Source organism: Aerococcus viridans (assembly GCF_002083135.2).
GTDB lineage: Bacteria > Bacillota > Bacilli > Lactobacillales > Aerococcaceae > Aerococcus > Aerococcus viridans_C.
Window position 1 is genome coordinate 1,890,769 of sequence record NZ_NBTM02000001.1, and the last position, 24,385, is coordinate 1,915,153.

A 24,385-nucleotide genomic window follows, 5' to 3' on the forward strand; every position below is an offset into this window, starting at 1 on the left:
ACCACCTTAATTTCAACAGCTATGGCTGTTGCTCGACGCGTAACGTGCGTGACGGAATAGCTTTGCACTATTCTCCTCCAGAGTGTTTGCAAATAAATGACATTGAGCATTCTCACCCGTTAGCTCTCTCTAGAAATGTCGACAATTATTCTTGCTCTTTCATTGGATTATTCGTTCCCTATCTTATATCAAAACAAAAAAAGTGTCAAGATAGTATATTTTCTAGTTGTTCATTTATCACAAGAAAGGTAAACTGAGTTATAATAATGCCAAATTTTAGCAAAAATATAAAATTTTTCTACCGGAATTTCTGGTGAACTACTGAGGTGTACGCGAATTGACAGATCATTCTGAGAACCACTTCCAACAAAATAAAGTAGTCTACCTACTCTACCTTATTTTTGTAACAGGAATCGTTGGTTTCTCCTCATTACAATTATATCAATACAACAAAGCATCCTATAAAGAACTATCTACCAATGTTGTCAACCTTCGTGAAGGACCTGGGATAACTTATGATATTAAAGACCAACTTGACGGCAGTAATCCTTATCGAATACTTAGACAAGAAAATAATTGGTACTATGTCCTACTTGATAACAATGAAGTAGGTTGGATACCAACTTGGTTAGCTGATAACCAAGATATCGATTCCTCTGATTTCATTGCCACAACCTTAGTAGATGATATTCAAATCTACGAAGAAAACACAGAGGACGCAACAGTCTTAACATCTGCAGAAAAGAATTCAAAATACCAAATCTTACACCAAGCGGATGGTTGGGCTCAAATTCAACTTTCTGGTGAAATTGGTTGGGTGAAACAAACAGGAATCGATGTGACACCAGGAACAATTGCCTACGATGAGCATACTGAAATCACAGAAGAAGAACAATCCACTTACGATGTATTCCTATCTGATTATGACTTTACTGTCAAGGCAACTGCAGATGGGGTAAATATACGTAGCGAAGCCAATAAAGACTCTGAAATCTTAGCCAAAGGTGCCCTAAACGAACAATTTGCCTACCTTGGTCAAGAAAATGAATACTACCATGTTCGTTCAGTCGATGGTACTGAGGGTTATATCGTTAACTGGTTATCAGAAAGTGATTCAACTGCTATGGCGGATAAGGCAAAAGCGGCGGAAGCAACCAGTACATTAGCTGGCCGTACCATAGTATTAGACCCAGGTCACGGTGGTATCGATCCAGGTGCTGTAACAGACGGTCTATATGAAAAAGAAGTCACCTTACAAACTGCTCTAACCGTTAAGGAAAAACTTGAAGCAGCAGGCGTAAATGTGATTTTAACTCGAGATGATGATTCAGATGTTGCTTTAGCTGATATTCCATATACAGCCAATCAGGCAGATGCTGACCTATTGATTTCCTTCCACTATGATGCAATTGAATCAACAGGTGCATCCGGCACAACAGCTTACTACTACGGCGACGATTCCATCCCAGTAGCCCAAGAGATTCAAGCCCAATTAATGGAACAATTGCCATTAGAATCTAACGGCGTTAAATTCGGTGACTTCCAAGTCATCCGGGAATTAGCCGGCGAAGGTGTCCTACTAGAACTTGGATACATGTCAACACCAAGTGACGTGGCCATATTCAGTCAAGAAGAATACTGGAACCAAGTTGCCGACGCCATATACAACGCTTTAGTGATATACTATCAATAATTGATTTTTAATCATTGATGCCAAAATAAGAAAAATACCGATTGCCGGAAATTCTCTAGCAGTCGGTATTTTTTTCTGTTTAATCTAATAAAGCTTTATTCTAAGCATCATACTAAGCTTCATCCGAGTCTAATATGATGGTCACTGGACCGTCATTGATTAATGATACCTGCATATCAGCACCAAACTCACCTTCAGCAACCTTTAACCCATATTCATTGCGCAATGTTTCATTTAATAATTGGTACATTCTATCGCCATGGTCTGGTTTGGCGGCATCGATAAATGATGGACGGTTGCCTTTTTTAGTTCTGGCATAAAGAGTAAATTGCGAAATAGATAATATCTCACCTGACACCTGGTCGATGTTTAGGTTCAATTTATCATCCTCGTCAGCGAAAATCCGCATATTAGCAATCTTTCTAGCCATATATGCCACCGTCTCCACCGTGTCTTCATCATGAACACCTACTAGAAGCACGAACCCTTTATTAATTTCACCAACAACTTTTTCATCAATGGCAACGTTAGCTTGGCTAACTCTTTGCACGATAATTCGCATCCAAACCCTCCATTAAATTACTCATTACTATCAATTTTTACTTTATTCTTTAGCACGGGTAACAGTATAAACATCCGGAATATTCTTCACCCGGTCGATAACCTTATCTAGTTGATTGACGTTTTGAATGACAAAACGTAGCCTCACTTTAACAGAGTTATCGTCATGGTTCACGTTACCGTTAATATTAGTGACTGATCCAGCAATCGGTGTAATGATCTGTAGCACTTCATTTAAGAAACCAGATCGGTCCTCACCTTCAACCACAATTTCCACTTCATATTGGTTGTCCACATTCTTGTTGGCATCTTCCCATTCGACTGGAATCAAGCGGTCTTGTTGATCCTCAGGGACTTGCACATTCTTACAGTCTCTACGGTGGACGGAAACCCCTCTCCCCTTAGTAATATAACCCACAATATCGTCTCCTGGTACAGGATTACAACAATGGGCTAGACGGACTAGGAGTGAATCTAAACCTTCAACAATGACACCAGAACTAGATTTAGACGCTTTACGGCGCACATGACTAGATTGCTTTTGAGTCTTGCTGAGTTTCTTCTGTTCGCCTGATTCTTTCAGGGTCTCTTCAACGGATTCTCTGTTCTTCTCAGCTGCACGTAACCGGCGTTCCCGCTCAGTTAAACGGTTAGCGACTGCAGTTGATGATAATTCGCCAAAGCCAATCGCCGCAAACAAGTCTTCTTCAGTCGAGAAGTTGAACCGGTCTAATGTTTTACTGATATCTTCTTTTTTGTAGACATCTTTTAATTTGAAACCTAGATTATCAAGGGTTTCTTCAAGCGCATGTCGACCTTGTTCTACCGCTTGGTCACGGTCCTGCAATTTAAAGAATCGCTTGATACGGTTGCGGGCCCGCGAAGTTTTCACCAAGTTTACCCAGTCACGCGATGGTCCTGCCGAATTCGGTGACGTTAGAATTTCCACGATGTCACCATTTTTCAATTTGTAATTCAAAGGTTCAATCTTGCCATTAACCTTAGCTCCAATCGTCTTATTCCCGACTTCTGAATGGATAGAGTAAGCAAAGTCTAATGGGTAGGAACCCGCTGGTAACTCAGTCACGTCGCCAGTTGGAGTGAATACATAGACATTATCTTGGAAAATGTCCTCTTTCACGCTTTCCATGAAATCGGTGGCATCTTTAGATTCGTCCTGCAACTCCGCAATTTGGTTAAACCAATCTAGCTGGGCGTCTAAAGGTGAAGCCTCCACCTTTTCATGGTTACCCATTTTGTAAGCCCAATGCGCAGCAACCCCGTACTCAGCAACCTCGTGCATTTCGTAGGTTCTAATTTGCACTTCTACTGGGCTTGGCTGGTTACCGACAACCGTCGTATGGATGGACTGGTACATGTTGGCTTTTGGCATGGCAATGTAGTCTTTAAATCGGCCTGGCAATGGCTTCCAATTAGTATGGACAATCCCAAGTACTGCATAACAGTCACGAACAGATTCCACTAACACCCGGATAGCTTGCAGATCGAAAATCTGGTCGAATTCTTTGCCTTGGTCTTTCATCTTCCGGTAAATAGAATAAATATGTTTAGGTCGACCGTAAATTTCAAACTTACCAGTAATAGCCCCCTCTATTTGTGATTCCAATTCGTCAATAGTCGTTTGAATAAATTCTGCTCGCTCGTCGCGTTTTGAATCTACTAGTTGAACGATTGAGTAATACGATTCTGGATCCATATAGCGAAGCGCTGTATCTTCCAATTCCCATTTAATCTGGTTCATACCTAAGCGGTCAGCTAGGGGAGCGTAAATTTCTAACGTTTCTGTAGAGATAATCACTTGCTTCTCTGGCTTATGCCATTTTAGGGTCCGCATATTATGCAAACGGTCGGCTAATTTCACCATAATGACTCGTAAATCGTTGGCCATGGCTAACAACATTTTACGGTGGTTCTCAGCTAATTGCTCTTCATGTGACTTATATTTAAATTTCCCTAATTTGGTGACGCCATCTACTAGGGTGGCAATTGTTGGTGAGAAGAAGTAGGCGATATCGTCTAATGAGATACCGGTATCTTCCACAACATCATGCAAGAACCCAGTAATGACTGTATCCGGGTCCATTTTCAATTCGGCTAAAATACCTGCTACTTGAACTGGATGTACAAAGTACGGTTCGCCTGATTTTCTGATTTGCTCAATATGTGCACGTTCAGCAAAGTCTGCTGCCTTCTGGACATAGTCCACCTTCGCTTCAGACATGTAGCTAGCACATAAGGCTAAAACTTCTGCTTTTGTATAGTTCTTTTTATTCGGCATGTTACCACCTACTTTCCTTGGTATAACTTATATGGTTGGCATCATATTTAGATTGTATATTTCTCCTATCTTACCATATAAATGGACTAGAAACCCTATCAAGCCCTTCTTAGTCACCTAATAATTCTGTTGCAAATGACAGACTTGATAATAAATATAAGGGTGCTGTTTCTGTCCGTAAAATCCGTGGCCCTAACCCGCACAAGTGCACATGATCGAATCCGTCAGTGAAGTCGGCAATTTCATCTGAATGAATGCCCCCTTCAGGTCCGGTAATGAAGGCAATACTTTCTTTGGCTTTTAGTGAGGCATAAGTCTTTGCCAAAAGGGCCGCTTCACCCGACTTGGCCACCTCTTCATAAGCCACGCAAACTTGGTCAAATTCACCTAGTCTATTTTTTACCATGCTAACACTATGCAAGTCTTCGATGGTTGGGACAAAAGTTCTATGAGATTGCTCAGCAGCTTCCTTGGCAATCTTTTTCAAACGGTCAATTTTTTTGCCCGCTTTCTTTTGGTCCCATTTAGTGACGGAATACCGCATGGCAACTGGCACAATATGACGGGCCCCTAATTCGGTGGCCTTTTGTACGATTAAGTCAAGCTTGTCTCCCTTAGGTAGGCCGACAAAGAGTGTGGTATCAACGGGGATTTCTTTATTTTCTTCCCGCAATTCAACTAGGCGAAGAACTGCCTTTTTCCCTTCATCAGAAACAAGTTCACCGATGAATACTTGTTCAGTTTGGGTGACTAGAATTACCCGGTCCCCAATCTGCATCCGCATAACGTTGAGCATATGATGGTAAGCCTCTTTATCCATCTCTATTTGGTCATTTAATTGGGCGGTTTCCTCTTCGATAAAATATCTTTGCATCTTAATCTTGTCCTTTACGGGCTAAAATACCGTACCATTCACCCATGTTCATAACGATTTCAACGGTAAAATCATTGGCGGCAAGTAAGGCCAACATGTCGTCTTTCTTGTCATGGAAAATACCTGATAGCACCAATTGCCCATCTGCTTTTAGGTTGGTGTATGCTTGCGGGATCAGGGGTTCTAGGATTTCAAATAGGATATTGGCTGTGATAATATCTACTTGAGTATCGATGCCATTTAGGATGTTGTTTTGGGCAACGGAAATAGCGTCTTCTACATCATTTAAAGCAAAATTATTGCGGGTAATATCTAAAATGGACCCGTCATAATCATAAGCAGCGACGTCATTAGCGCCTAATTTCTTCGCAGCGATGGCTAAGACACCAGACCCAGTCCCCACATCAATGACATCTTCCCCGCCAGCCATAGCGATTTCCAGTAAACGTAATGCCAGCTTAGTGGTTTCATGTGAACCGGTCCCAAAGGCCATACCTGGATCTAGGAATAAAGTGGTTTTCTTCGAATCAGCTACTTGGTCGTCTTTCTCCCAAATTGGCACAATATCCATAAAGCGCGATACATGGATTGGTTCATAGTAGGCCTGCCAAGCTGTTTCCCAGTCCTTATCTTCTAAGGGACTGTAGCGGATGTCATGGATAACAATTTGTTGGTCTGCTGCTAATTCTTTATTGTAGTTTGCTTGGTAGGTTTTGATTTCAGAGATGATGTCTTCGATATTTTTATCGTCTGAAAAGTAACCTAAAACTACCGGGTTAATTTCATAGGTTCCTGGTGCCGGCTGGTCATTCTTCACTGAACCAAAGCCGTCATCTGACCAGTCAATATAGTCTTGCTCGTCTTTGATGGACACCCCAGCAGAGTCTAAGCCCCACAAAATTTCAGTTAATAGATTTTCACTTTTATTATCTGTTTCAATTGTTACCTCATACCAAGTCATTCGTATCATCTCCTAAACATAATAAGCTGTCATCATAGCGCTTAATAGCTCTTCTTGTTGTGATCATTTGGTCCACTTCTTCTGCTGGCCATTTCAAATCAACCGCCATCCTTTCCCCTTTAATTAATTCTTTAATTTGCAAACGGGCTTCATATAAAAGATGGCTAATTTCTTGGGATAGAATATCTAAGTGCCCCTTTTGAAACTGTTCAGTGTCTTTTGGTTGAATGATAAAAATCCCATTCTCTGTTTCATTAGCACGTTGATCAGCTGTAAAAATAAACTTCAATTCTAAGTAATCGATGCCTTCTAAAGGCTGGTTATCTTTGTCTAAAAAAGTGATTTCATCACTGGCAACCACTGGCAGATATGTTTGCAATACCACCTGTTTGGCTACTGATACATAGGATAAACGCCAAGGAATATCAATATGGCTATTCTCTAACATTTCTTCAAGAAAAGTGTATACGGTTTGCATCTGTTGATTCCCCACTTTCGTCTTTTTTAATTATTATAATATACCCACACAAAAATAACTACCGCACCAATGTTCTGACGGATTCAATTAGGCTATTACTTGCTATTACTTGCTATTACTTGCTGTTGAATTTGATAGAAACTTAAACTATTATTATATTACATTTATTACAAATAATGAAAGCTGTGCTATAATAGAAGTTAGAAATATAAATGATGAGGTGTTATTTAAATGGCCGATCGTAATTTGACGACAAAAGATATTTTACAGAAGGAATTTAAACCTGCTCTTCGTGGATTCAACACAGAGGAAGTAGACGAATTCTTAGATTTAATTATTCGTGACTATGAGTCATATGAAAAAGAAATTGCCTCACTTAAGAATGAGTTAGAACGTGCAAAACACTCAACTGGTACAAGTGAAAGTGGACGTCAAGCCACTAACCAACGCTCAAAATCTACAACAGTACCTCAATCAAAAGGGACAACCAACTACGACATTCTACGTCGCTTGTCCAAGTTAGAAAAAGCTGTATTCGGTGGCCAAAACGCCAAAGCCGAAAATACAATAGATGCTAGCGAAGAGAACAAAGGCGATACGAAAGATCATACTATTATTTTTGAAAATAACTAGTCATTTGGTCACTTTCGTGTTATCATTAGGAGTTGTAAATTTCAGGTAATCGCGGGTATATACTTATACCTGAGGAAAGTCCATGCTCGCACAAGCTGCAACGCTTGTAGTGTTCGTGTTTAGCGAAAAAATAAGCTAAAGCATTAATTTGACGGCAACAGAACCCACTAAGGTCTTTGGACTATGTGCTAGTAAGTTTGAAAGTGCCACAGAGACGAGTCAACTATGAAAGTAGTTAAATGGAACGCGGTAAACCCCTCGAGCGAGCAACCCAAACATTGGTAGGGGCGCTCTTTGACTGGAAGCAAACGGAATAAGAGACTAATTATTTAGTAGACAGATGATTACCGAACCGGTATTAAACCTGTATTACCGGGGAACAGAACATGGCTTATCGAAATTTACAAACAGGCAAAAGGTTGGATTCTTTTCCAACCTTTTTTTATTAAGATGAAATCATGGTAAAATAGTCTTAAATATAAGACGAAGCTTTACCACCCAAAAGGAGTACAATATGACAACATATCCACTTATCGCAACAGCTGCCGCAGGGATTGAAGCCCTAGTCGGCAAAGAATTACGTGACATGGGTTACGAGGTTCAAGTAGAAAATGGCCGTGCCCGCTTTGAAGGAAGTCTTGATGACGTAGCCCGAACAAATATTAACTTACGGACTGCAGACCGTATCAAAATCGTCATGGGCGATTTCAAAGCTATCACCTTCGACCAATTATTTGAATCGACTAAGGCTATCCCTTGGGAAGATATTCTACCAATGGACGCAGAGTTCCCAGTATCAGGTAAATCAGTCAATTCAAAATTGCATTCTGTTCCTAACGTGCAAAAAATCGTGAAAAAAGCGATTGTTAACCGTCTGAGCGACCACTACCACCGCCGTGGTATGTTACCTGAAACAGGCGCTAAATACCCTATTGAAGTGAGCATCCACAAGGACGAAGCCTTGATTACTATTGATACCTCTGGCTCTTCCCTATTTAAACGCGGTTACCGTACTGAAAAAGGTGGCGCACCACTTAAAGAAAACATGGCTGCAGCCCTAGTTAAATTAACTAACTGGTTCCCTGACAAGCCATTTTACGATCCAACATGTGGTTCAGGTACCCTACCCATTGAAGCGGCATTAATCGGGAAAAATATTGCCCCAGGGATTAACCGTGCCTTCATTTCTGAGGAATGGGATATCTTCAATAACCGTGAATATTCAAAAGCCCGTGAAGAGGCTAAAGCGGCTATCCGTCATGACATTCAATTAGATATCATGGGATCAGATATTGACCACCGGATGATTGAAATCGCAAAAGCCAATGCAGAAGCAGCTGGTGTCGGCGATCAAATTGAATTCAAACAAATGCAATTATCTGACTTTACAACGAATAAAGAATACGGCGTTATCGTAGCCAACCCGCCATATGGTGAGCGTTTGAATGACGAAGATTACGTGCATAAGTTATACAGACAAATGGGTGATCTTTACCGTCCAATGAAAACTTGGAGTAAATACATCCTGACCTCTGACTTAGCCTTTGAAGAATACTACGGTGAGAAAGCTACTAAGAAACGTAAATTATACAATGGGGCTATCCGTACTGACCTATTCCAATACTGGGGCGCGCGCAAACCACGTCCTAAAAATGTAGACGCGGAATAAGTTATTTACGATCATAATAAATAAACCAGGTAAACGGATTTATTCGCCTGCTACCTGGTTTTTTTTGTGTCTGTTATTCGAATTTAAAATCAGTTTATGCGATTGACGGTCTGCATTTATCCCTTAATTAGTCCTGCTGGTTGCTTATTCTCTTGGCCTGGTGCATGGCTTGGCGGGCTAAATTATCCGCCCCCCTATTGGCCTGGTCCGGCACCCATTTTAAATTAAACATGGGAAAATGGTCTAGTTTATTTAAAATGACCTTTAACAAACTTTTATAGGGGTCTCGTTTATGGAATCTCTTATTAACGGCATCAAAGACGATCTTGGAGTCAGTTTGACACAAGATCCACTCATTTTTCAGTCCCTCAGCCTGCAATTTTTCTAACAATAATAGCAAGGCATGGAATTCGGCCTCATGGTTGTCCATTTCTCCACTTAAAGGGTATTTCTCTTGTCGCTGCTGCCCGTCATGCACAATGACCATACCAACGCCTGCCGGCCCAAATTGCCCGTCCACTGATCCGTCTATGGCTATTTTTAACATCCAATCACCCTTTAATCATCCATTACATCTTCTTATTCAAAACTCGCAAAGTTCTGCATATACTCATAAAACCAATATTGGTAAATATCTTGTACGACTTGATTGTCAATCGCCAGTGGGTCGCCACTTTCCATTAATTGGCCAATGGCTTCTACCATATCTTCTTGGTCAATTTGGTTTAAATCATCGACAAATGGGTACATGACGGTGTATATATCATAAATATTCTCCATCAAATAGGCTACGCGATAGGGTTCGTGGATATACACTTCCTCCACATAGGAAACCAAGTCTAAGAAGTGACTATTGGTTTCAATCTCAAATAAGTCACTGAGTAAAATGGTCGTCGCCTCATCGTAAATATTGGTTAAGGTAATTTCCTGGTTCTCGTGTGGATGGTGGAAAATATAAAGCAAAATATCCGATTGGAAGACAAAATCCCGGTCCCGATTTAAGAGACTTAACAATTTATCGATGGATACCTTGTCGCTCAATTCCAGCAGATGGTTGACCTGCGCCTTCTCAAGGATAGTCAAGGGTTTATCCCTGGCCACTAACTGGTCGAATAACTTTTGTAGACCTTGTAAAACCTCCACATTACTAGCATCATCATCTGAAGTCGCCTCAAATTGGGCCAACTTTTCCATCATTTCTGGCACAATGATAATTTGCATAATGGGTGTCATTTGACCGTGTTGAGGGAGGTTCAATTTGACTTGTCCCTGAATGGCTTTTTGCACAAATTGGTAGAAAGACTTCCAGTCAATTTCTGCCTCGACATCGATTAAATCAGGATTAGCCATTACACCTTCCCCATAAAATTCAATCAATAATGAGAAAATATCCACTAAATCATTTTCTAATTCTTCTTCATATAAAACGCCGATGATATAATTTCTAAAATCAACGACACTCTTTCTTTTCTTACGGGCAATCAGCAATAATTTCAGCGATTCACTCATTTCGCCCGCTTTAATACGCTGAATCGCTTCTTCAATATCTAATTTAAATGATCGTTCAAAATCATTGTCTTGGTTTCTCATTATACATCCTCTTAAATCTTATTTTCTGGTAGAAATGCAGGCTGTAAACGCCCTTCCTTCTATGCTTATATTATCACAATATCATATCCATGAATATTTTTATCCAATAATTCAAAAAAAGAAGATGCGACCTTAGGTCACACCTTCCTTTAAAAGTGGTTATTTATTCAAAATGTCAGTTGACTAGAATTGATTAAAGCGTGCTTCTTTGGCAGCAATTAAATCTGCTTTTGACATGGCCAATTGCTGGTCAATTTCTTTCAAGACCATTTCTTTAATCAATTGGGCCTGAACATCGTGGTCTAAGACCTTTTTCCCGTAATGCTCTGGGATAATTTGATCAATAACCTTAAAATCTAGCAAGTCAGGCGCCGTGAATTTCATATATTCAGCAGCTTCTGGTACACGACTCGGGTCTTTCCATAAAATTGTTGCAAATCCTTCTGGCGATAAGACTGAATACATGGCATTCTCCATCATCCACACCTTATTTGAAACAGCTAGAGCTAACGCGCCACCAGACCCACCTTCACCCATTAAAATCGTGATAGTTGGTACAGTTAGACCAGCCATTGTTTGCATAGATTCAGCAATCGCTTGTCCAATCCCCCGGTCTTCTGCTTCAACGTCACAGAAGGCGCCGGAGGTATTAACAATGGTAATCACTGGACGGTTGAATTTTTCAGCTTGTTCAAACAAACGAATGGCTTTACGGTAACCCTCAGCATGAGGCGACCCAAAGTTACGCTTGATATTTTCTTGGACCGAGTGGCCTTTTTCAGTTCCAACAATTGTAACTGCGCGGCCATTAATTTGTCCGACACCACCAACAATCGCGCCGTCATCACCATAACGACGGTCACCATGCATCTCATAAAAGACGTCACAGATTTTCTTAGCCAATTCAGACGTGGTTAATCGGTTGATATCACGTGAAGCTGTTACCACTTCTGCAGGGATTTTTTGCGTAATTTTCGCATCAGGTTGCTCAACGGTTTTTAATAATTGTTTCATACTAACGCTCAAATCGAGCACCTCCTTTAGCGACACCGTGCATTTGTAATAGCTCAGCAATTACGATTTTTTGGCGCCAACGTTCAACAATCATATCGATAAAACCGTGTTGCAGTTGGTGTTCTGCCGTTTGGAAACCTTCAGGCAATTGTTGTCTAATCGTCTGTTCAATTACCCGTTTACCAGCGAAACCGATTAAGGCCCCTGGTTCAGCAATGGTAATATCCCCTTCCATAGCAAATGATGCCGTTACACCACCAGTCGTTGGGTCAGTTAAGACGGGAATATATAATAAACCAGCTTTAGAATGATTTTGAACAGCAATGGAAATCTTAGCCATTTGCATTAAAGACAGTGTGCCTTCTTGCATCCGGGCACCACCAGAAGCGGTAAATAGGACGACTGGTAACTGGTGTTCAGTTGCATAGTTGAACAAGTTTTTAATTTTTTCACCTAAACCAGTCCCCATAGACCCCATCATGAAAAATGAGTCCATCACACCAATAGCAGTTCGGTAGCCGAAGATTTCACCCACCCCAGTTACGACAGCTTCGTCTAAACCAGTTGTAGCGCGCGCTTTTTCTTTCTTTTCCAGATACTTTGGAAAAGAAAGAGGATCTTCATTGCGGTTATCCTTTAGTTGGAACATTTCAACAAAAGTCCCTTTGTCCACCACGTTTGCTAATCGCTCACTAGATGAAATTCTAAAGTGGTATTGGCAATGTGGACAGATTTTTTCAGCACCCAAGTCGTCGGTTAGAATCGTTTGGTGACATTGCGGACACTTTTGCCACATGCCATCTGGCACGAAGGCTTGGTTATTTGGATCTGTAGGAAAGCTCGATTTTGCTTGATCTTCCTCTGGCATAGGAATATATGCTTTTCTGCGTTTTAATGCCATAATTCATCTACTTTCTTTCGTACTAATTTATGCTTGATGACTCCTCGCCCATTCAGGTAAGAATTTAGCTTCCAGGTAATCATTGGTATAGTTCCCTTTTCCAAAGGCCTCATCAAATAGTAGGTCGTATTGGAATTGTTGATTTGTCGCCACACCCTTAATAGTCATTTCTGAAACCGCACGTAGCATACGGTTGATGGCTTGTGGACGATTGTCACCATGCGTAATCAGTTTCGCTACCATAGAATCATAGTAAGGTGGCAACTTGTACCCAGCATAAATGCCAGAATCCACACGAATGCCTAAACCGCCCGCTGGAAAATGCGCAAAGTCAAACGTACCTGAAGATGGCATAAAGTTTTTTTCTGGCATTTCTGCATTGATCCGGCACTCTAAGGCATGACCAGTAAAGGTAATATCTTTTTGTTCGTAGGCTAAAGGTAAGCCAGAAGCAATCCGTAGCTGTTGAGCTACAATATCAACACCCGTAACCATCTCCGTAATTGGATGTTCAACTTGAATACGCGTATTCATTTCCATGAAATAGTAATTTTGGTCTGCATCCACTAAAAACTCAATGGTACCAGCAGATTCATAATTTAATTGCTCAGCCGCTCGAACCGCTGCTTGAGTCACTTGGGCCCGCGTCTTTTCAGTAATAAAGGGACTTGGCGTCTCTTCAATCACCTTTTGATGGTTCCGTTGCATTGAACACTCACGTTCACCTAAATGGATGACGTTGCCGAATTTATCCCCTAAGATTTGAACCTCGATATGGTGGGCTGGGAAAATAACTTTCTCCATGTATAAACGGTCATCACCAAAAGCATTTTTTGCTTCACGTGATGCCTCATAGTAAGCATCTACAAAATGGCTTTCTTCATGTACCATCCGCATTCCTTTACCCCCACCTCCAGAAGTAGCTTTCAGTAAGACTGGGTAGCCAACTTCTTTGGCAATCTCAATTCCATCTTCAGGACTTTCCAAGATACCGTCAGAACCAGGTACAGTTTGCACTTTGGCTGCATTCATGGTATCTCTAGCATTTTGCTTGTCACCCATCAAGTCAATCACTTCTGGGCTTGGCCCGATAAACTCAATATTCATTTCTGCGCATAATTTAGCAAATTTGCTGTTTTCTGCTAGGAAACCAAAACCTGGGTGGATAGCTTGCACGTTCGTGACCACAGCTGCCGAAAGAATGGCTTGCATATTCAAATAAGAATCGACTGATTTTGGCCCTCCGATGCAGACTGCTTCGTCAGCCAATTTCACATGTAGGGCATCCTTATCAGCGGTTGAATACACAGCCACTGTTTCGATTCCCAATTCAATACATGTACGAATAATGCGGACGGCAATTTCGCCCCTATTCGCTATTAATACTTTATTAATCATCAAATACCTCTTATTCTATGCCGTTTGCCCTATTTCAGGTTGGACCAGCAAACTAGTCGACTTTATCTACGTTAGAAATGATAAAGGTCATTTCTGCTTCTGAACAAACCTCGCCGTATTCATTACGGATAGTTCCTTTACCGATACCCATACGTTTCTTCAATTTCACAATTTCAACTGTGATTTCAAGTACGTCACCAGGTACAACGTTTTTACGGAATTTCACGTTGTTTAAACCAGCTAAATAAGCGATTTTATTTTTAAAGTCTGGTTGAGATAATAATGGAATTGAGCCCACTTGTGCCATTGTTTCTACTTGTAAAACACCAGGCATTACAGGGTTTCCTGGGAAGTGACCAACAAAGAATTCTTCGTTGATCGTCACGTTTTTACGGGCAACAACTTTTTCACCTGGGATAATTTCATCCACTCGGTCCACAAATGAGATTGGGAAACGGTTAGGGATGATTTCTTGTACCTGCATAGCTGTTAGAACAGGTTCTTTACGTTCTGCATATTCAGTCATTTTTTAATACTCCTTTAGAATAATTATTCGCTAATTTCAAATAATGGTTGGCCGAATTCAACAACTTGGCCGTCTTCAACTAAGACGTTCACGACTGTTCCAGAAATATCAGCTGGAATTTCGTTCATCACTTTCATCGCTTCAACGATACAAACAGTTTCACCAGCTTCAACGCTGTCGCCTACTTTCTTGAAGGCTGGGTGATCAGGGTTCTTAGCTAGATAAACAACACCAACTAAAGGACTGTCAATCGTTTTGCCAGCTGACATAGTAGGTGCACTAGGTGTTGCTTTTTCTGTGGCAGGCGCTGTGGTTTCTTGACTAGTCGTCTCTTTGGCTGCTGTAGTTGATGTAGCTTCTGCGTTTGTGATAGCATGTTGATTAGTGCTTGTGTTTACAGTGTTTTCAGTTTGTGTTTGACGTTCTTTAATTTTTGAAATGTATAAAGAATCCGCTTGTGTTTGGAATGAAAACTCTTGAATTGTAGACGAATCAATCTGGCTGATTAAATCTTTAATTTCTTCGTGTTTCAAGCCTTATTCACCAACCTTTTTAAAGGCAATAACTGTGTTGTGTCCACCAAAACCTAAAGTGTTGCTGACAACAACGTTCACTTCTTGCTCGCGTCCAACATTCGGTACGATATCTAAATCACATAATGGATCTGGATTCTTGTAGCCTAATGTAGCTGGAATAAATGAATCTTTGATAGCCATGATACTTGCAATGGCTTCAACAGCACCAGCAGCACCTAGTAAGTGACCAACTGATGATTTTGTAGAAGAAACTGGAATTTTATAAGCCAATTCTTCACCAAATGCACGTTTAATCGCAACTGTTTCAGAAGAATCATTTGCTGGGGTACTTGTACCGTGAGCATTTATGTAAGAAACTTCTTCTTTAGCGATGTTACCTTCTTCTAAAGCGTTTAACATCGCTTTCGCTGCACCAGAACCATCTTCAGATGGCGCAGTTAAGTGGTAAGCGTCTGAAGTAGAACCGTAACCACCGATTTCAGCATAGATGTTTGCGCCACGAGCTTGCGCTGATTCTAAGGATTCTAATACCAAGATACCAGCACCTTCACCCATCACAAAACCATTACGGTCCTTATCGAATGGGATTGAAGCGCGGTTTGGATCAGTTGAATCACTTGTCGCTGTTAGGTTGTCGAAACCACCTAAACCGATTTCGTTAATCGCACCCTCAGCACCACCAGCAATCATGACATCTGCATAACCGTGTTTAATATAACGGAAAGCTTCACCAATAGCATTGTTAGCAGAAGCACAAGCTGTAACCATAGTTAAAGCTGGCCCTTTTAAGCCAAAGTGCATAGAGATATTGGCAGCACCCATATTTGAAATAGAAACAGGCACGAATAAAGGATTCACTCGTTTGATTCCTTTATCTTGCATTTTTAACACACCTTTTTCGATTTCTTGAATACCACCGATACCAGTACCTAAGTAAACTCCGATACGGTCAACGTTAGCATTTTCAACGTCTAGATTCGCGTCCGCAACAGCTTCGATGGCTGCAGCTACTGCGTATTGACTGTATAAGTCCATACGTTTTGCTTCTTTACGGTCCATGAAATCTTTTGGATTGAAGTCTTTTACTTCAGCCACTAATTTCGCATTTAGATCTTTGGCATCAAATTTTGTGATCGGCCCGAAACCGTGCTCGCCGGCTTTTAAATTGGTCCAAAATGTTTTTGCGTCATTTCCGATAGGTGTAATAGCACCCATACCTGTTACGACTACTCTGTTTGTCATATTTATTGCCTCCTAATTCATATACAAGCCACCGTTGACATCAAGCGTTGTACCTGTGATATAGCTTTGGTTAGCTAAGAAGTACACGGCTTCAGCGATATCCGATGGTTGTCCAAGTTTCTGTAAAGGAATATTTTCCAGCATAGCCGTTTTGGCTTTTTCTGGAATTTCATCTGTCATTTCTGTTTCAATGTAGCCTGGTGCAATGGCATTAACTGTGACACCACGCATACCTAATTCACGTGCTGCAGCCTTCGTTAAACCAAGAATCCCAGCTTTTGAAGCTGCATAGTTAGCTTGACCAACGTTACCCATTTGACCAATCACTGATGCAATATTAATAATGGCACCTTGACGTTGCTTCATCATTAGTTTGCTAGCTGCTTGAATGAAATTGAATGTCCCTTTTAAGTTAATATCGATCACTGCATCGAAATCTGCTTCTTTCATACGCATTAGTAGCGTGTCGCGGGTAATACCAGCATTATTCACTAATACATCGATGGTTTGGAAATTTGCTTTGATGAAAGTCATGATTTCTTTGGCAAAATCGGTATCCGTTACGTCACCCTTGAAATCCTTCACCACAACATTTTTGCTTTCTAAAGCCTGGATATGGTTTTCAGTAGAACCAGAGCGGGAAACAATGACAATATTGTATCCTTGGTCTGCAAACTTGTGAGCGATGCTTGCACCAATACCACGGCTACCGCCTGTGACAAGGGCTGTTTTCTTTAATTCTTGTGTATTCTCAGTCATAGCTTATCCTTTCAATCCTGCGATAGTTGCCTGCAGGGTTTCTTCGTCTTCAACTCGGTAAATCTTAATCTCTTTATTGATTTGTTTCATAAATGAAGACAAGGTTTTACCAGGGCCAATTTCAATGACCGTATCTACCCCTTGTTCAATTAAGTATTCAATTGAATCTGACCATTTAACTGGCTTCATCACTTGTTGGATTAACAAGTCTTTTACTTGTCCATCCTGGTGCGCTGTAGCTGTTGTATTTGAAATAACCGGTACTCTTTGTGGCTTAAAATCAAATTTGTCTAAATAATCAACTAATTGGTCACTTGCTTGTGATAATAAGGCCGTGTGGAAAGGACCAGAAACGTTTAATTCCACCATTTTCTTCACGCCTGCTTGAGTCAACTTAGCGACTGCAGTATCTACTGCCGAAGCGTCACCACCGATTACGATTTGCTTTGGTGTATTATAGTTTGCTGGTGCAACGTATTGACCAGAAGCTTCGCACACTTGCTCGCAGATATCTTCTATTAAAGCGCGTTCAGCTTTCATCACGGCTACCATTTTGCCGGCACCTATAGGCGCAGCAGCTTGCATAAAACGACCACGATGGCTCACTAAATCAACCGCATCTTCAAAGGACAATACGCCCGCTTCAACAAGGGCTGTGTACTCGCCTAGGCTTAATCCAGCTAGGTAGTCGGCTGTAATGCCTGCCTCCCTTAATAGAGCTGTAAAGGCTGTTGATACGGTTAAAATAGCGGGTTGTGTGTATTCTGTTTGATTTAATTGTGTATCTTCTTGAAAGCATAGGTCTTTCATTGAATAGCCTAGAACTTCTGAGGCTTTGTCAAAGTAAGTTGCAATCTCAGGATGATGGTTGAGTAAGTCTTGCCCCATCCCTGTATACTGTGCGCCTTGACCAGCGTATAAAAAAGCTATTGCCATGTTCGTCTCCTCTTAATAGAAAAGCAGTGAAATGCACAAACCATCCCACTGCTCACATATGTCAATTTAATTCTCAGCTTTAAAGCCATTCACTTGCTCGAGCAGCAATTGTTTGTTTACATTCCGTCATATATGATTGAATAATTTCTGAAACTGTTTCACGTTTATCCACTAATCCGGCAATTTGGCCGGCCATAAATGAACCCGTGTCTAAATTCCCTTCAACAACAGCACGACGTAAAGCACCTGATCCAAGCGCTTCAAGTCTGTCCCAATCAGGATTAGCCTTACTTGCTTCTTCTTTTTCTACTTTAAGGTATTCTTTGGTCAATTTGTTCCGTAATACACGGACTGGATGGCCAGTAGATTCGCCAGTTAATACAGTATCAATATCCTTCGCCTTAATAATTCTTTCTTTAAAATTATCATGGGCATTTGATTCGTCTGCAACAACAAAACGTGTCCCTACTTGAATACCTACTGCACCTAACATAAATGCAGCTGCCATTCCACGACCGTCACCAATACCACCAGCCGCAATGACTGGGATATCCAAACATTTTGTAACTTGTGGTAATAAAGCCATGGTAGTTTGTCGACCCACGTGACCACCTGATTCCATCCCCTCAACAATTACGGCATGCACGCCTTCACGTTCCATCCGTTTTGCAAGTCCGACAGAAGCGACCACTGGAATGACTGAAATACCAGCTGCGTTGAATCTATCCATATATTTACCTGGGGATCCAGCACCAGTTGTAATTGTCTTCACACCAGATTGACAAATGTAATCCACCACTTCCTCGACATGTTCATTCAACAACATGACATTTACAGCGAATGGTTTATCTGTTAATTGTTGCATCTTTTCAACCTTGGCTTGTACTAAGTCTACAGGATCATGTCCAGTACCAATTACACCAAGTCCCCCAGCATTGGAAACTGCTGATGCTAAATCCGCATCGGCAACCCAAGCCATAGCACCTTGGATAATTGGGTATTCAACACCTATGCGTTCCCAAAAATCTGTTTTCACTAAAGGACTACTTCCTCTCTTAATCGACTAGTTTGTAGGCAGAAATTATTTGTTTGCTTCTACGTAGTCAACTAAATCTTGAACAGTGTTAATTTTTTCTTCATCTTCAATTTCGATATCGAATTCGTCTTCGATGTCATTAATGATTTGAAATAAGTCTAAAGAGTCAGCGTCAATATCTTCACGAATATTTGTAGTTGCTTTCACTTCACCAGCTTCTAAGTCTAATTGTTCAGTGATTAATTCTTGGATTTTTTCAAAAGTTGTCATTATTTTATATTCCTCCATAATTTGCGTAATCATATATTAGGTCGCCTATCCCTATAAAAAGGATATCGATTTATAAATACGATAAAGTTTAATTTTGTTTGACATGTAATAAAGTCAATAACAAGATATTAGATTATGCATATAACTTTGTCAACTAGTTATCAAAACTAGTTTTATCATTTTTAAAAAACAAATTATTTGTAAGCGCTATAAAATGAGCGTTAATGCCTTTAAGTTTATAGCAGGTGCGTAAAAACTTGTTTTTTTGTGAAACAAAAATTGTATTCGGACTATTTGTTTAGTGATTTGATGGAAGTCGGATGGGTACTTGCCCCTGACAAACAAACCGGAATGTCTTTCCTATCATCAGCTCTAAAAATATTGCCATCTTTAAAAGACAGGAAGAAAGAAGAGTTTGTCACGCAAAAGTCTAAGTAACTTCTTTAGTAAAGTACTAAATACGCAAAAAAGCCCTAAGACAAGAAAATGTTTGTCTTAGAGCTTTTAAAACTTCTGCTGTGTTTCAATATTCTCTAGTATATTACTGGTTGTTTTCAAGGCCATCATCTAGCATTGTTTAGGTAACAAACAAATTACCTATTGCCTCAAAGGCAAAATGGAGGACATGCTGTACTAGAATGATCATCACAACAAATTTGATTTGCGGATTTTTTGCTAAAAAATCTGGGTGGTAATAGATAACCAATACAGATATACGATATAAAAGCAGTGATATACCCTATCATATCCATATACGCTAAAAAGTTTGAGATACCCATGAAAACAAGGAGAATGAGATGGTCATTGAAAAAAAAAAGCGAGATTTTCATCTCGACTTTTATTTATGACTATTCATACGTGCATGTTAGCTAGAAGGCACTTTAACATACTCATCGATATCTTTAAAATTGACAATTGTTTTTGATTCGCAAATTTCTCGCACCTCTTCATCAGAATAATCCCAATAAATTTTAACAACTGCTGAGTTTGTTAATAATTTTTCAATTCTTCCTACCATGTTGCGTTCACGGAAGGTGAAGCGTATTTCGTCTCCTATATCTGGTCGTACAGACTCTTTTACAGTATTAATAACTTCTACTGCCTCATCGTAGGGTAAATCTAGTAATGATGCAATTCTCGACTTACTTGTACCACGACGTAATTCAGTTCCGACTAGTTCTTGCATTTCATCTGTGACTTTAATACTCATATATAGCCTCCTAGTTAACCATGCGCCTTCTAATTACCATTGTACCATATTTTGTATTTTAATAATAATTTAAAGACTTGACCCTTGAAAATCGCATTATATCTGGTTTTTTTCTAGGTAAAAGTGCTTTTTGGCCTCGGGCCAGGTTAAGTTAGACAAGTCACTCTCATGGTTTTTTAAGAAATTTTCCACCCAAGTTTGGTTGGTTTTCGCATAATCACGCAAAATCCAACCCATCCCCTTATTGATGAAATAGTATCTGTTTGCCCCTTCATCCCCAGTTGATGGATCATTGAAGTCCGCTTCAACCAGACATTGTCAGATAAGCTCCACGCCGCCATTTCCGACTTCAAATCAGGATTCTTATGGACTAAATAACCGATTGTTTTAACCAAGGCATCCACCGAATCCCACCACGATTTTTGGACAATCAATGTTTTTAATCTGGGTAAATCATCCGGCTGCAAATATTTCTTCATTTCTTTCAAATAATCACAAACAATATATTGAAATTCTCTTTCGGAAAATGACCAAAATTCGTCAACAAAAGCCCAGTCAATGATTGCTTGATTAGGATTTTCCATGAAGCGCAACTTTGCTTCTGCTTTCGCTTCCTTTAGGTAGGGTTTAAAAATATCCCGGCGCGTTTGGCTTTTGATACCAAGAAATGGAAACTGGTTACGTTGGTACTTGGCCATCGGTTCAGCATCATCGCTTGCATGATCATACATTTCTTCAATTAAGTACTGCCAATTCACCATCGAATTCTCCCTATTGAATTTCCGCTAACAAGCTCACCAATTGGTCTTTAAATCCTTGGCTAGAAATCCTCTCTGCAACTCGGCAATTCGGCGCACGTTTGAATTCCTCTTCCCAGTCGACAATGTTGTAGCCACGGGCAAATTGACCTTGTGTTTCAACATCCACGTAATATTCAGTCGCTTGAAGCATCAATTCTGGTACCGCAGCAACTGCAACCAATAATGAGTCTGTACAAGTAATCCCGTCGATTCCTCGTTTTGCCAGTTCAAACTCACGGACAAACATATTGATATCCAAAAAGAATTTCGATCCCTTAGTGTTCAAAGCTTGAATTTCTTCGATATCTTCCTCGTACATAACACCAAAGTCTAATGAAACATCCCAAGTCACCATGGTTTTTGCTGTCGACGCATTTAAAACGATTCTAGCCGCCTCAGGGTCCACATAGAAGTTATATTCAGCCGAGACATTCATATTTCCTAAGCGGTTGTTTACCCCACCCATAATCCAAATATGCTTGATATCCGCTGCAATCTCTGGTGCCTTCTTAATAGCCATCGCGATATTGGTTAATGGCGCTAAAGCTAGTATTTCAATTTCCCCTGGATTTGCTTTAATAGTATCAATAATAAAGTCTACGGCATGGTCATTTTCCGGTTCTTGTTTAGGTTTTGGAAAAACAGCATCCCCCATACCATTACCACCTTGAATTTCTTCAACCGTATCGTGTTTCGCGTTAGGTAGGGCAATCATTGGACTTTGGTAACCCTTATAAACAGGGACCTTGTAACCAGGATTATAGGTTTCAATAGTGGTCAAGGCATTCTCAACCTCTTGGTCAAAAGCTACATTTCCAGCAACAATTGTCACACCTTCAACCTTAAAATACTTTAAAGCCATCAAAATCGCTGTTGTATCGTCCCCAGCAGTATCTGAATCAATAATTACTCTTCTCATCCGTAAACCTCCTAATATATTTCACTTCTCTATCTCAAATTATAGCCTATATGATGAGATGAAGATAACTCTAATTGAAAAATTAGCTCAATTTAGCATTATATATGATGCATCAATTTACTATATAAAGAAAAAAGCCCTCAAATGAGAATTTGAGGACTTCCTTGATATATTGATGGAGTTGAGGGGGCTCATCTGAACCCCTTCACATCAACGTTTATAGTTATATAGTAATGGTTTATACTAAATTTTCACGCATACGCCTATGTTTTATGATTGTAAGTTTTACTGGTTCTATAATAAATAGTGTTGGTGAGAATTCATATTGAATCTCATTGACACTATTTTTGTGTACGCAAAAAGGACATGATATCCTTAATGCGTGTAAACCACTACGAATACAGAAAGAAGGGAAAATCATGTCCCATACATCTATTATAAAACAACTTTGCGGTATTTACGACAATAATATTGATATTACAATACCAAAATCTATGCATCTGTTGCCACTTGAAAAGTATCATGAAATAAATCATTTCGTTTTACATGGGGTTCTTACGTACAAGCCTAAGGCTTGTATGCACTGTGGTGTAAAGAATACTGGTAATCGAGATATCATCAAACATGGCTTTAAACCAGCTATCATTCGATTACCGAACACAGCTACTAATCCTGTTTTACTTAAATTACAGAAGCAACGCTTTTATTGTAAACATTGTGCACAAACTTTTATCGCTGAAACACCATTAGTTGAAAAATTTTGCTGTATTTCTAAAACCATTAAAAGTCAAATTAGCTCCGAATTGGTTGAAACGCAATCTATGCGGTTAATCGCTAAACGTTATCATGTCTCTTCTCCAACAGTGGCCAGAACTTTAATGAAAGCAAGTATGGGACTATCACCTAAGGGAAATTATCTCCCGAATCACCTCGGTGTAGATGAGTTTAAATCGACTAATCGTGTAGCCAATGCGATGAGTGCTGTCCTTGTGGACACGCATAATAGAAGGCTAATTGATATTGTCGTTGATAGAAAACAAGCGTCGCTCATCGATTACTTTTCTTCTTTTACCTGGACTGCTCGAAGCAGCGTGAAGACAGTTTCGATTGATTTATATACACCTTATCTAGAGGTCATCCGCACATGTTTCCCTAATGCGAAGATTGTCGTTGATCGATTCCATATAGTAAAGCTGTTGAATGAAACAATCAATTCTATTCGTATTAAAGTGATGAATGCTATCAAAACAAGCCGTCCATCGGACTACAATAAACTCAAAAAACAATGGAAATTGTTGTTAAAGAACGCTGAAGATTTAAATTTCACGGATACACATTATGTTCGTCAATTTGGTGAAGCGATATCAGAACAACGTATTGTTGATTATCTTTTGAGTATCTCACACGAACTTTTAGTTACTTATACCCTGATGAATGAACTAAAATATGCCATTTCAACTCATGATATCAATATTTTCAATGAAATCCTACGTGGGACTAAGAACCAAACTTTGCCAAGTCGTACGAGAAGAACTATCAGAACATTAGCCAAATTCTTGCCTTATATACATAACGCTTTAAAATATACTGTATCAAATGGTCCTACCGAAGGTATTAATAATAAAATTAAATTAATTAAACGAACAGGTTTTGGATATTCGAACTTCCATCATTTACGTGCAAGAATTTTAGTCCAATTCAAATTAAATTACAAACCATCCAATCCTAAACCTTATACATTTGATGGGATGGCAAGCTAACCCAGGGATAGTGGTATATTTTTGAATAAAGAGGACTGAAAGTGTACGTCCTTAGCCGTGAACAAGCATGAAATCGAGACTAAGGCTCGATTTCAAAGCAGAGAGACCTTGGCTCTCGCTGGTGCCACGGCTTTTAAGGAACGTACACTGAAGGACAAAACACCATTTGTTAGAAATGTTATCCCATTGGTCACTTCCCTTGCCTAAAGGCAAGAAAAAAGCCAAACACATCACAGCGTGCATGGCATTTAACTTTATTGATTTCTTAATTATTATTAAAAACTAAAAAACGTATTCGTGTGCTTTAAAATTATTTACCA

23 protein-coding genes, 1 other RNA gene and 1 pseudogene are annotated in these 24,385 nt (G+C 39.9%); 5 read left to right on the plus strand and 20 right to left on the minus strand.

Annotated features, from left to right (window positions below; genetic code table 11):
* The first annotated feature begins 337 nt into the window (after positions 1-337).
* A complete protein-coding gene (locus A6J77_RS08775) occupies positions 338-1,693 on the plus strand; it encodes an N-acetylmuramoyl-L-alanine amidase (protein WP_083070074.1) in 1,356 nt (451 codons plus the stop codon).
* A gap of 112 nt (positions 1,694-1,805) precedes the next feature.
* Here A6J77_RS08775 and dtd read toward each other — a convergent pair whose 3' ends face one another.
* The 5 genes from dtd to A6J77_RS08800 all read right to left on the minus strand — a co-directional run bounded on the left by dtd (position 1,806) and on the right by A6J77_RS08800 (position 6,866).
* A complete protein-coding gene (gene dtd, locus A6J77_RS08780; protein WP_083070075.1) occupies positions 1,806-2,255 on the minus strand; it encodes a D-aminoacyl-tRNA deacylase in 450 nt (149 codons plus the stop codon).
* Between the two features lie 42 nt (positions 2,256-2,297).
* On the minus strand, positions 2,298-4,553 hold the full coding sequence (locus A6J77_RS08785; RefSeq protein ID WP_083070076.1) for a RelA/SpoT family protein: 2,256 nt from the start codon (positions 4,551-4,553) through the stop codon (positions 2,298-2,300).
* 109 nt (positions 4,554-4,662) lie between these two features.
* Positions 4,663-5,427: a 16S rRNA (uracil(1498)-N(3))-methyltransferase gene (locus A6J77_RS08790; RefSeq protein WP_083070077.1), complete on the minus strand. Its 765-nt coding sequence runs from the start codon at positions 5,425-5,427 to the stop codon at positions 4,663-4,665.
* A gap of 1 nt (position 5,428) precedes the next feature.
* Positions 5,429-6,388 (minus strand): 50S ribosomal protein L11 methyltransferase, encoded by a 960-nt coding sequence (gene prmA, locus A6J77_RS08795; RefSeq protein WP_083070078.1) that lies wholly within the window; start codon positions 6,386-6,388, stop codon positions 5,429-5,431.
* The gene (locus A6J77_RS08800; RefSeq protein ID WP_083070080.1) at positions 6,375-6,866 is read right to left on the minus strand and encodes a hypothetical protein; all 492 of its coding nucleotides are present in this window, start codon (positions 6,864-6,866) and stop codon (positions 6,375-6,377) included. Before A6J77_RS08800 ends, prmA begins: the two co-directional genes overlap by 14 nt.
* A gap of 231 nt (positions 6,867-7,097) precedes the next feature.
* Between A6J77_RS08800 and gpsB the strand changes: the two genes are divergently transcribed.
* The 3 genes from gpsB (at position 7,098) to A6J77_RS08815 (ending at position 9,168) form a co-directional block, all read left to right on the plus strand.
* Entirely contained in the window at positions 7,098-7,499 is a 402-nt protein-coding gene (gene gpsB / locus A6J77_RS08805) for a cell division regulator GpsB (RefSeq protein WP_083070081.1), read from the plus strand.
* A 37-nt stretch (positions 7,500-7,536) separates the two neighbouring features.
* An RNA gene (rnpB, locus tag A6J77_RS08810) (RNase P RNA component class B) lies at positions 7,537-7,898 on the plus strand.
* A 115-nt stretch (positions 7,899-8,013) separates the two neighbouring features.
* Positions 8,014-9,168, plus strand: a complete 1,155-nt coding sequence (locus A6J77_RS08815) for a THUMP domain-containing class I SAM-dependent RNA methyltransferase (RefSeq protein WP_083070083.1) — start codon at positions 8,014-8,016, stop codon at positions 9,166-9,168.
* 127 nt (positions 9,169-9,295) lie between these two features.
* Here the strand turns inward: A6J77_RS08815 and A6J77_RS08820 are convergent, their stop codons facing one another.
* The 15 genes and pseudogenes from A6J77_RS08820 to A6J77_RS08895 form a co-directional block, all read right to left on the minus strand.
* On the minus strand, positions 9,296-9,715 hold the full coding sequence (locus A6J77_RS08820; RefSeq protein ID WP_083070085.1) for a ribonuclease HI family protein: 420 nt from the start codon (positions 9,713-9,715) through the stop codon (positions 9,296-9,298).
* A gap of 32 nt (positions 9,716-9,747) precedes the next feature.
* Positions 9,748-10,758 (minus strand): hypothetical protein, encoded by a 1,011-nt coding sequence (locus A6J77_RS08825; protein WP_083070087.1) that lies wholly within the window; start codon positions 10,756-10,758, stop codon positions 9,748-9,750.
* Between the two features lie 183 nt (positions 10,759-10,941).
* The gene (gene accA, locus A6J77_RS08830; RefSeq protein WP_415749489.1) at positions 10,942-11,772 is read right to left on the minus strand and encodes a carboxyltransferase subunit alpha; all 831 of its coding nucleotides are present in this window, start codon (positions 11,770-11,772) and stop codon (positions 10,942-10,944) included.
* A 1-nt stretch (position 11,773) separates the two neighbouring features.
* Positions 11,774-12,673 (minus strand): acetyl-CoA carboxylase, carboxyltransferase subunit beta, encoded by a 900-nt coding sequence (accD, locus tag A6J77_RS08835; RefSeq protein WP_083070090.1) that lies wholly within the window; start codon positions 12,671-12,673, stop codon positions 11,774-11,776.
* Between the two features lie 27 nt (positions 12,674-12,700).
* Positions 12,701-14,071, minus strand: coding sequence for an acetyl-CoA carboxylase biotin carboxylase subunit (gene accC / locus A6J77_RS08840; protein WP_083070091.1), 1,371 nt, complete (start codon positions 14,069-14,071; stop codon positions 12,701-12,703).
* Between the two features lie 52 nt (positions 14,072-14,123).
* A complete protein-coding gene (gene fabZ, locus A6J77_RS08845) occupies positions 14,124-14,597 on the minus strand; it encodes a 3-hydroxyacyl-ACP dehydratase FabZ (RefSeq protein WP_003142766.1) in 474 nt (157 codons plus the stop codon).
* A gap of 23 nt (positions 14,598-14,620) precedes the next feature.
* Positions 14,621-15,130 carry an acetyl-CoA carboxylase biotin carboxyl carrier protein gene (gene accB, locus A6J77_RS08850; protein WP_083070093.1) on the minus strand — a complete coding sequence of 170 codons (510 nt, stop codon included), beginning with the start codon at positions 15,128-15,130 and terminating at the stop codon, positions 14,621-14,623.
* A 3-nt stretch (positions 15,131-15,133) separates the two neighbouring features.
* Entirely contained in the window at positions 15,134-16,375 is a 1,242-nt protein-coding gene (gene fabF, locus A6J77_RS08855) for a beta-ketoacyl-ACP synthase II (protein ID WP_083070095.1), read from the minus strand.
* Positions 16,376-16,387: 12 nt separating this feature from the next.
* A complete protein-coding gene (fabG, locus tag A6J77_RS08860) occupies positions 16,388-17,134 on the minus strand; it encodes a 3-oxoacyl-[acyl-carrier-protein] reductase (RefSeq protein ID WP_026465984.1) in 747 nt (248 codons plus the stop codon).
* Between the two features lie 3 nt (positions 17,135-17,137).
* Positions 17,138-18,070, minus strand: a complete 933-nt coding sequence (gene fabD / locus A6J77_RS08865; protein ID WP_083070096.1) for an ACP S-malonyltransferase — start codon at positions 18,068-18,070, stop codon at positions 17,138-17,140.
* A gap of 79 nt (positions 18,071-18,149) precedes the next feature.
* Complete coding sequence (gene fabK, locus A6J77_RS08870) at positions 18,150-19,106, minus strand: enoyl-[acyl-carrier-protein] reductase FabK (protein ID WP_102950034.1); 957 nt, start codon at positions 19,104-19,106, stop codon at positions 18,150-18,152.
* Between the two features lie 45 nt (positions 19,107-19,151).
* Positions 19,152-19,376 (minus strand): acyl carrier protein, encoded by a 225-nt coding sequence (locus A6J77_RS08875; RefSeq protein ID WP_003142776.1) that lies wholly within the window; start codon positions 19,374-19,376, stop codon positions 19,152-19,154.
* An 865-nt stretch (positions 19,377-20,241) separates the two neighbouring features.
* Complete coding sequence (locus A6J77_RS08880; protein ID WP_083070098.1) at positions 20,242-20,586, minus strand: DUF2187 domain-containing protein; 345 nt, start codon at positions 20,584-20,586, stop codon at positions 20,242-20,244.
* 96 nt (positions 20,587-20,682) lie between these two features.
* A pseudogene (locus A6J77_RS08890) lies at positions 20,683-21,347 on the minus strand (DNA alkylation repair protein).
* Between the two features lie 10 nt (positions 21,348-21,357).
* Positions 21,358-22,305, minus strand: a complete 948-nt coding sequence (locus A6J77_RS08895) for a nucleoside hydrolase (RefSeq protein WP_083070103.1) — start codon at positions 22,303-22,305, stop codon at positions 21,358-21,360.
* Positions 22,306-22,724: 419 nt separating this feature from the next.
* Between A6J77_RS08895 and A6J77_RS08900 the strand changes: the two genes are divergently transcribed.
* Positions 22,725-24,065: an ISL3 family transposase gene (locus A6J77_RS08900; RefSeq protein WP_083067782.1), complete on the plus strand. Its 1,341-nt coding sequence runs from the start codon at positions 22,725-22,727 to the stop codon at positions 24,063-24,065.
* The last annotated feature ends 320 nt before the right edge of the window (positions 24,066-24,385 follow it).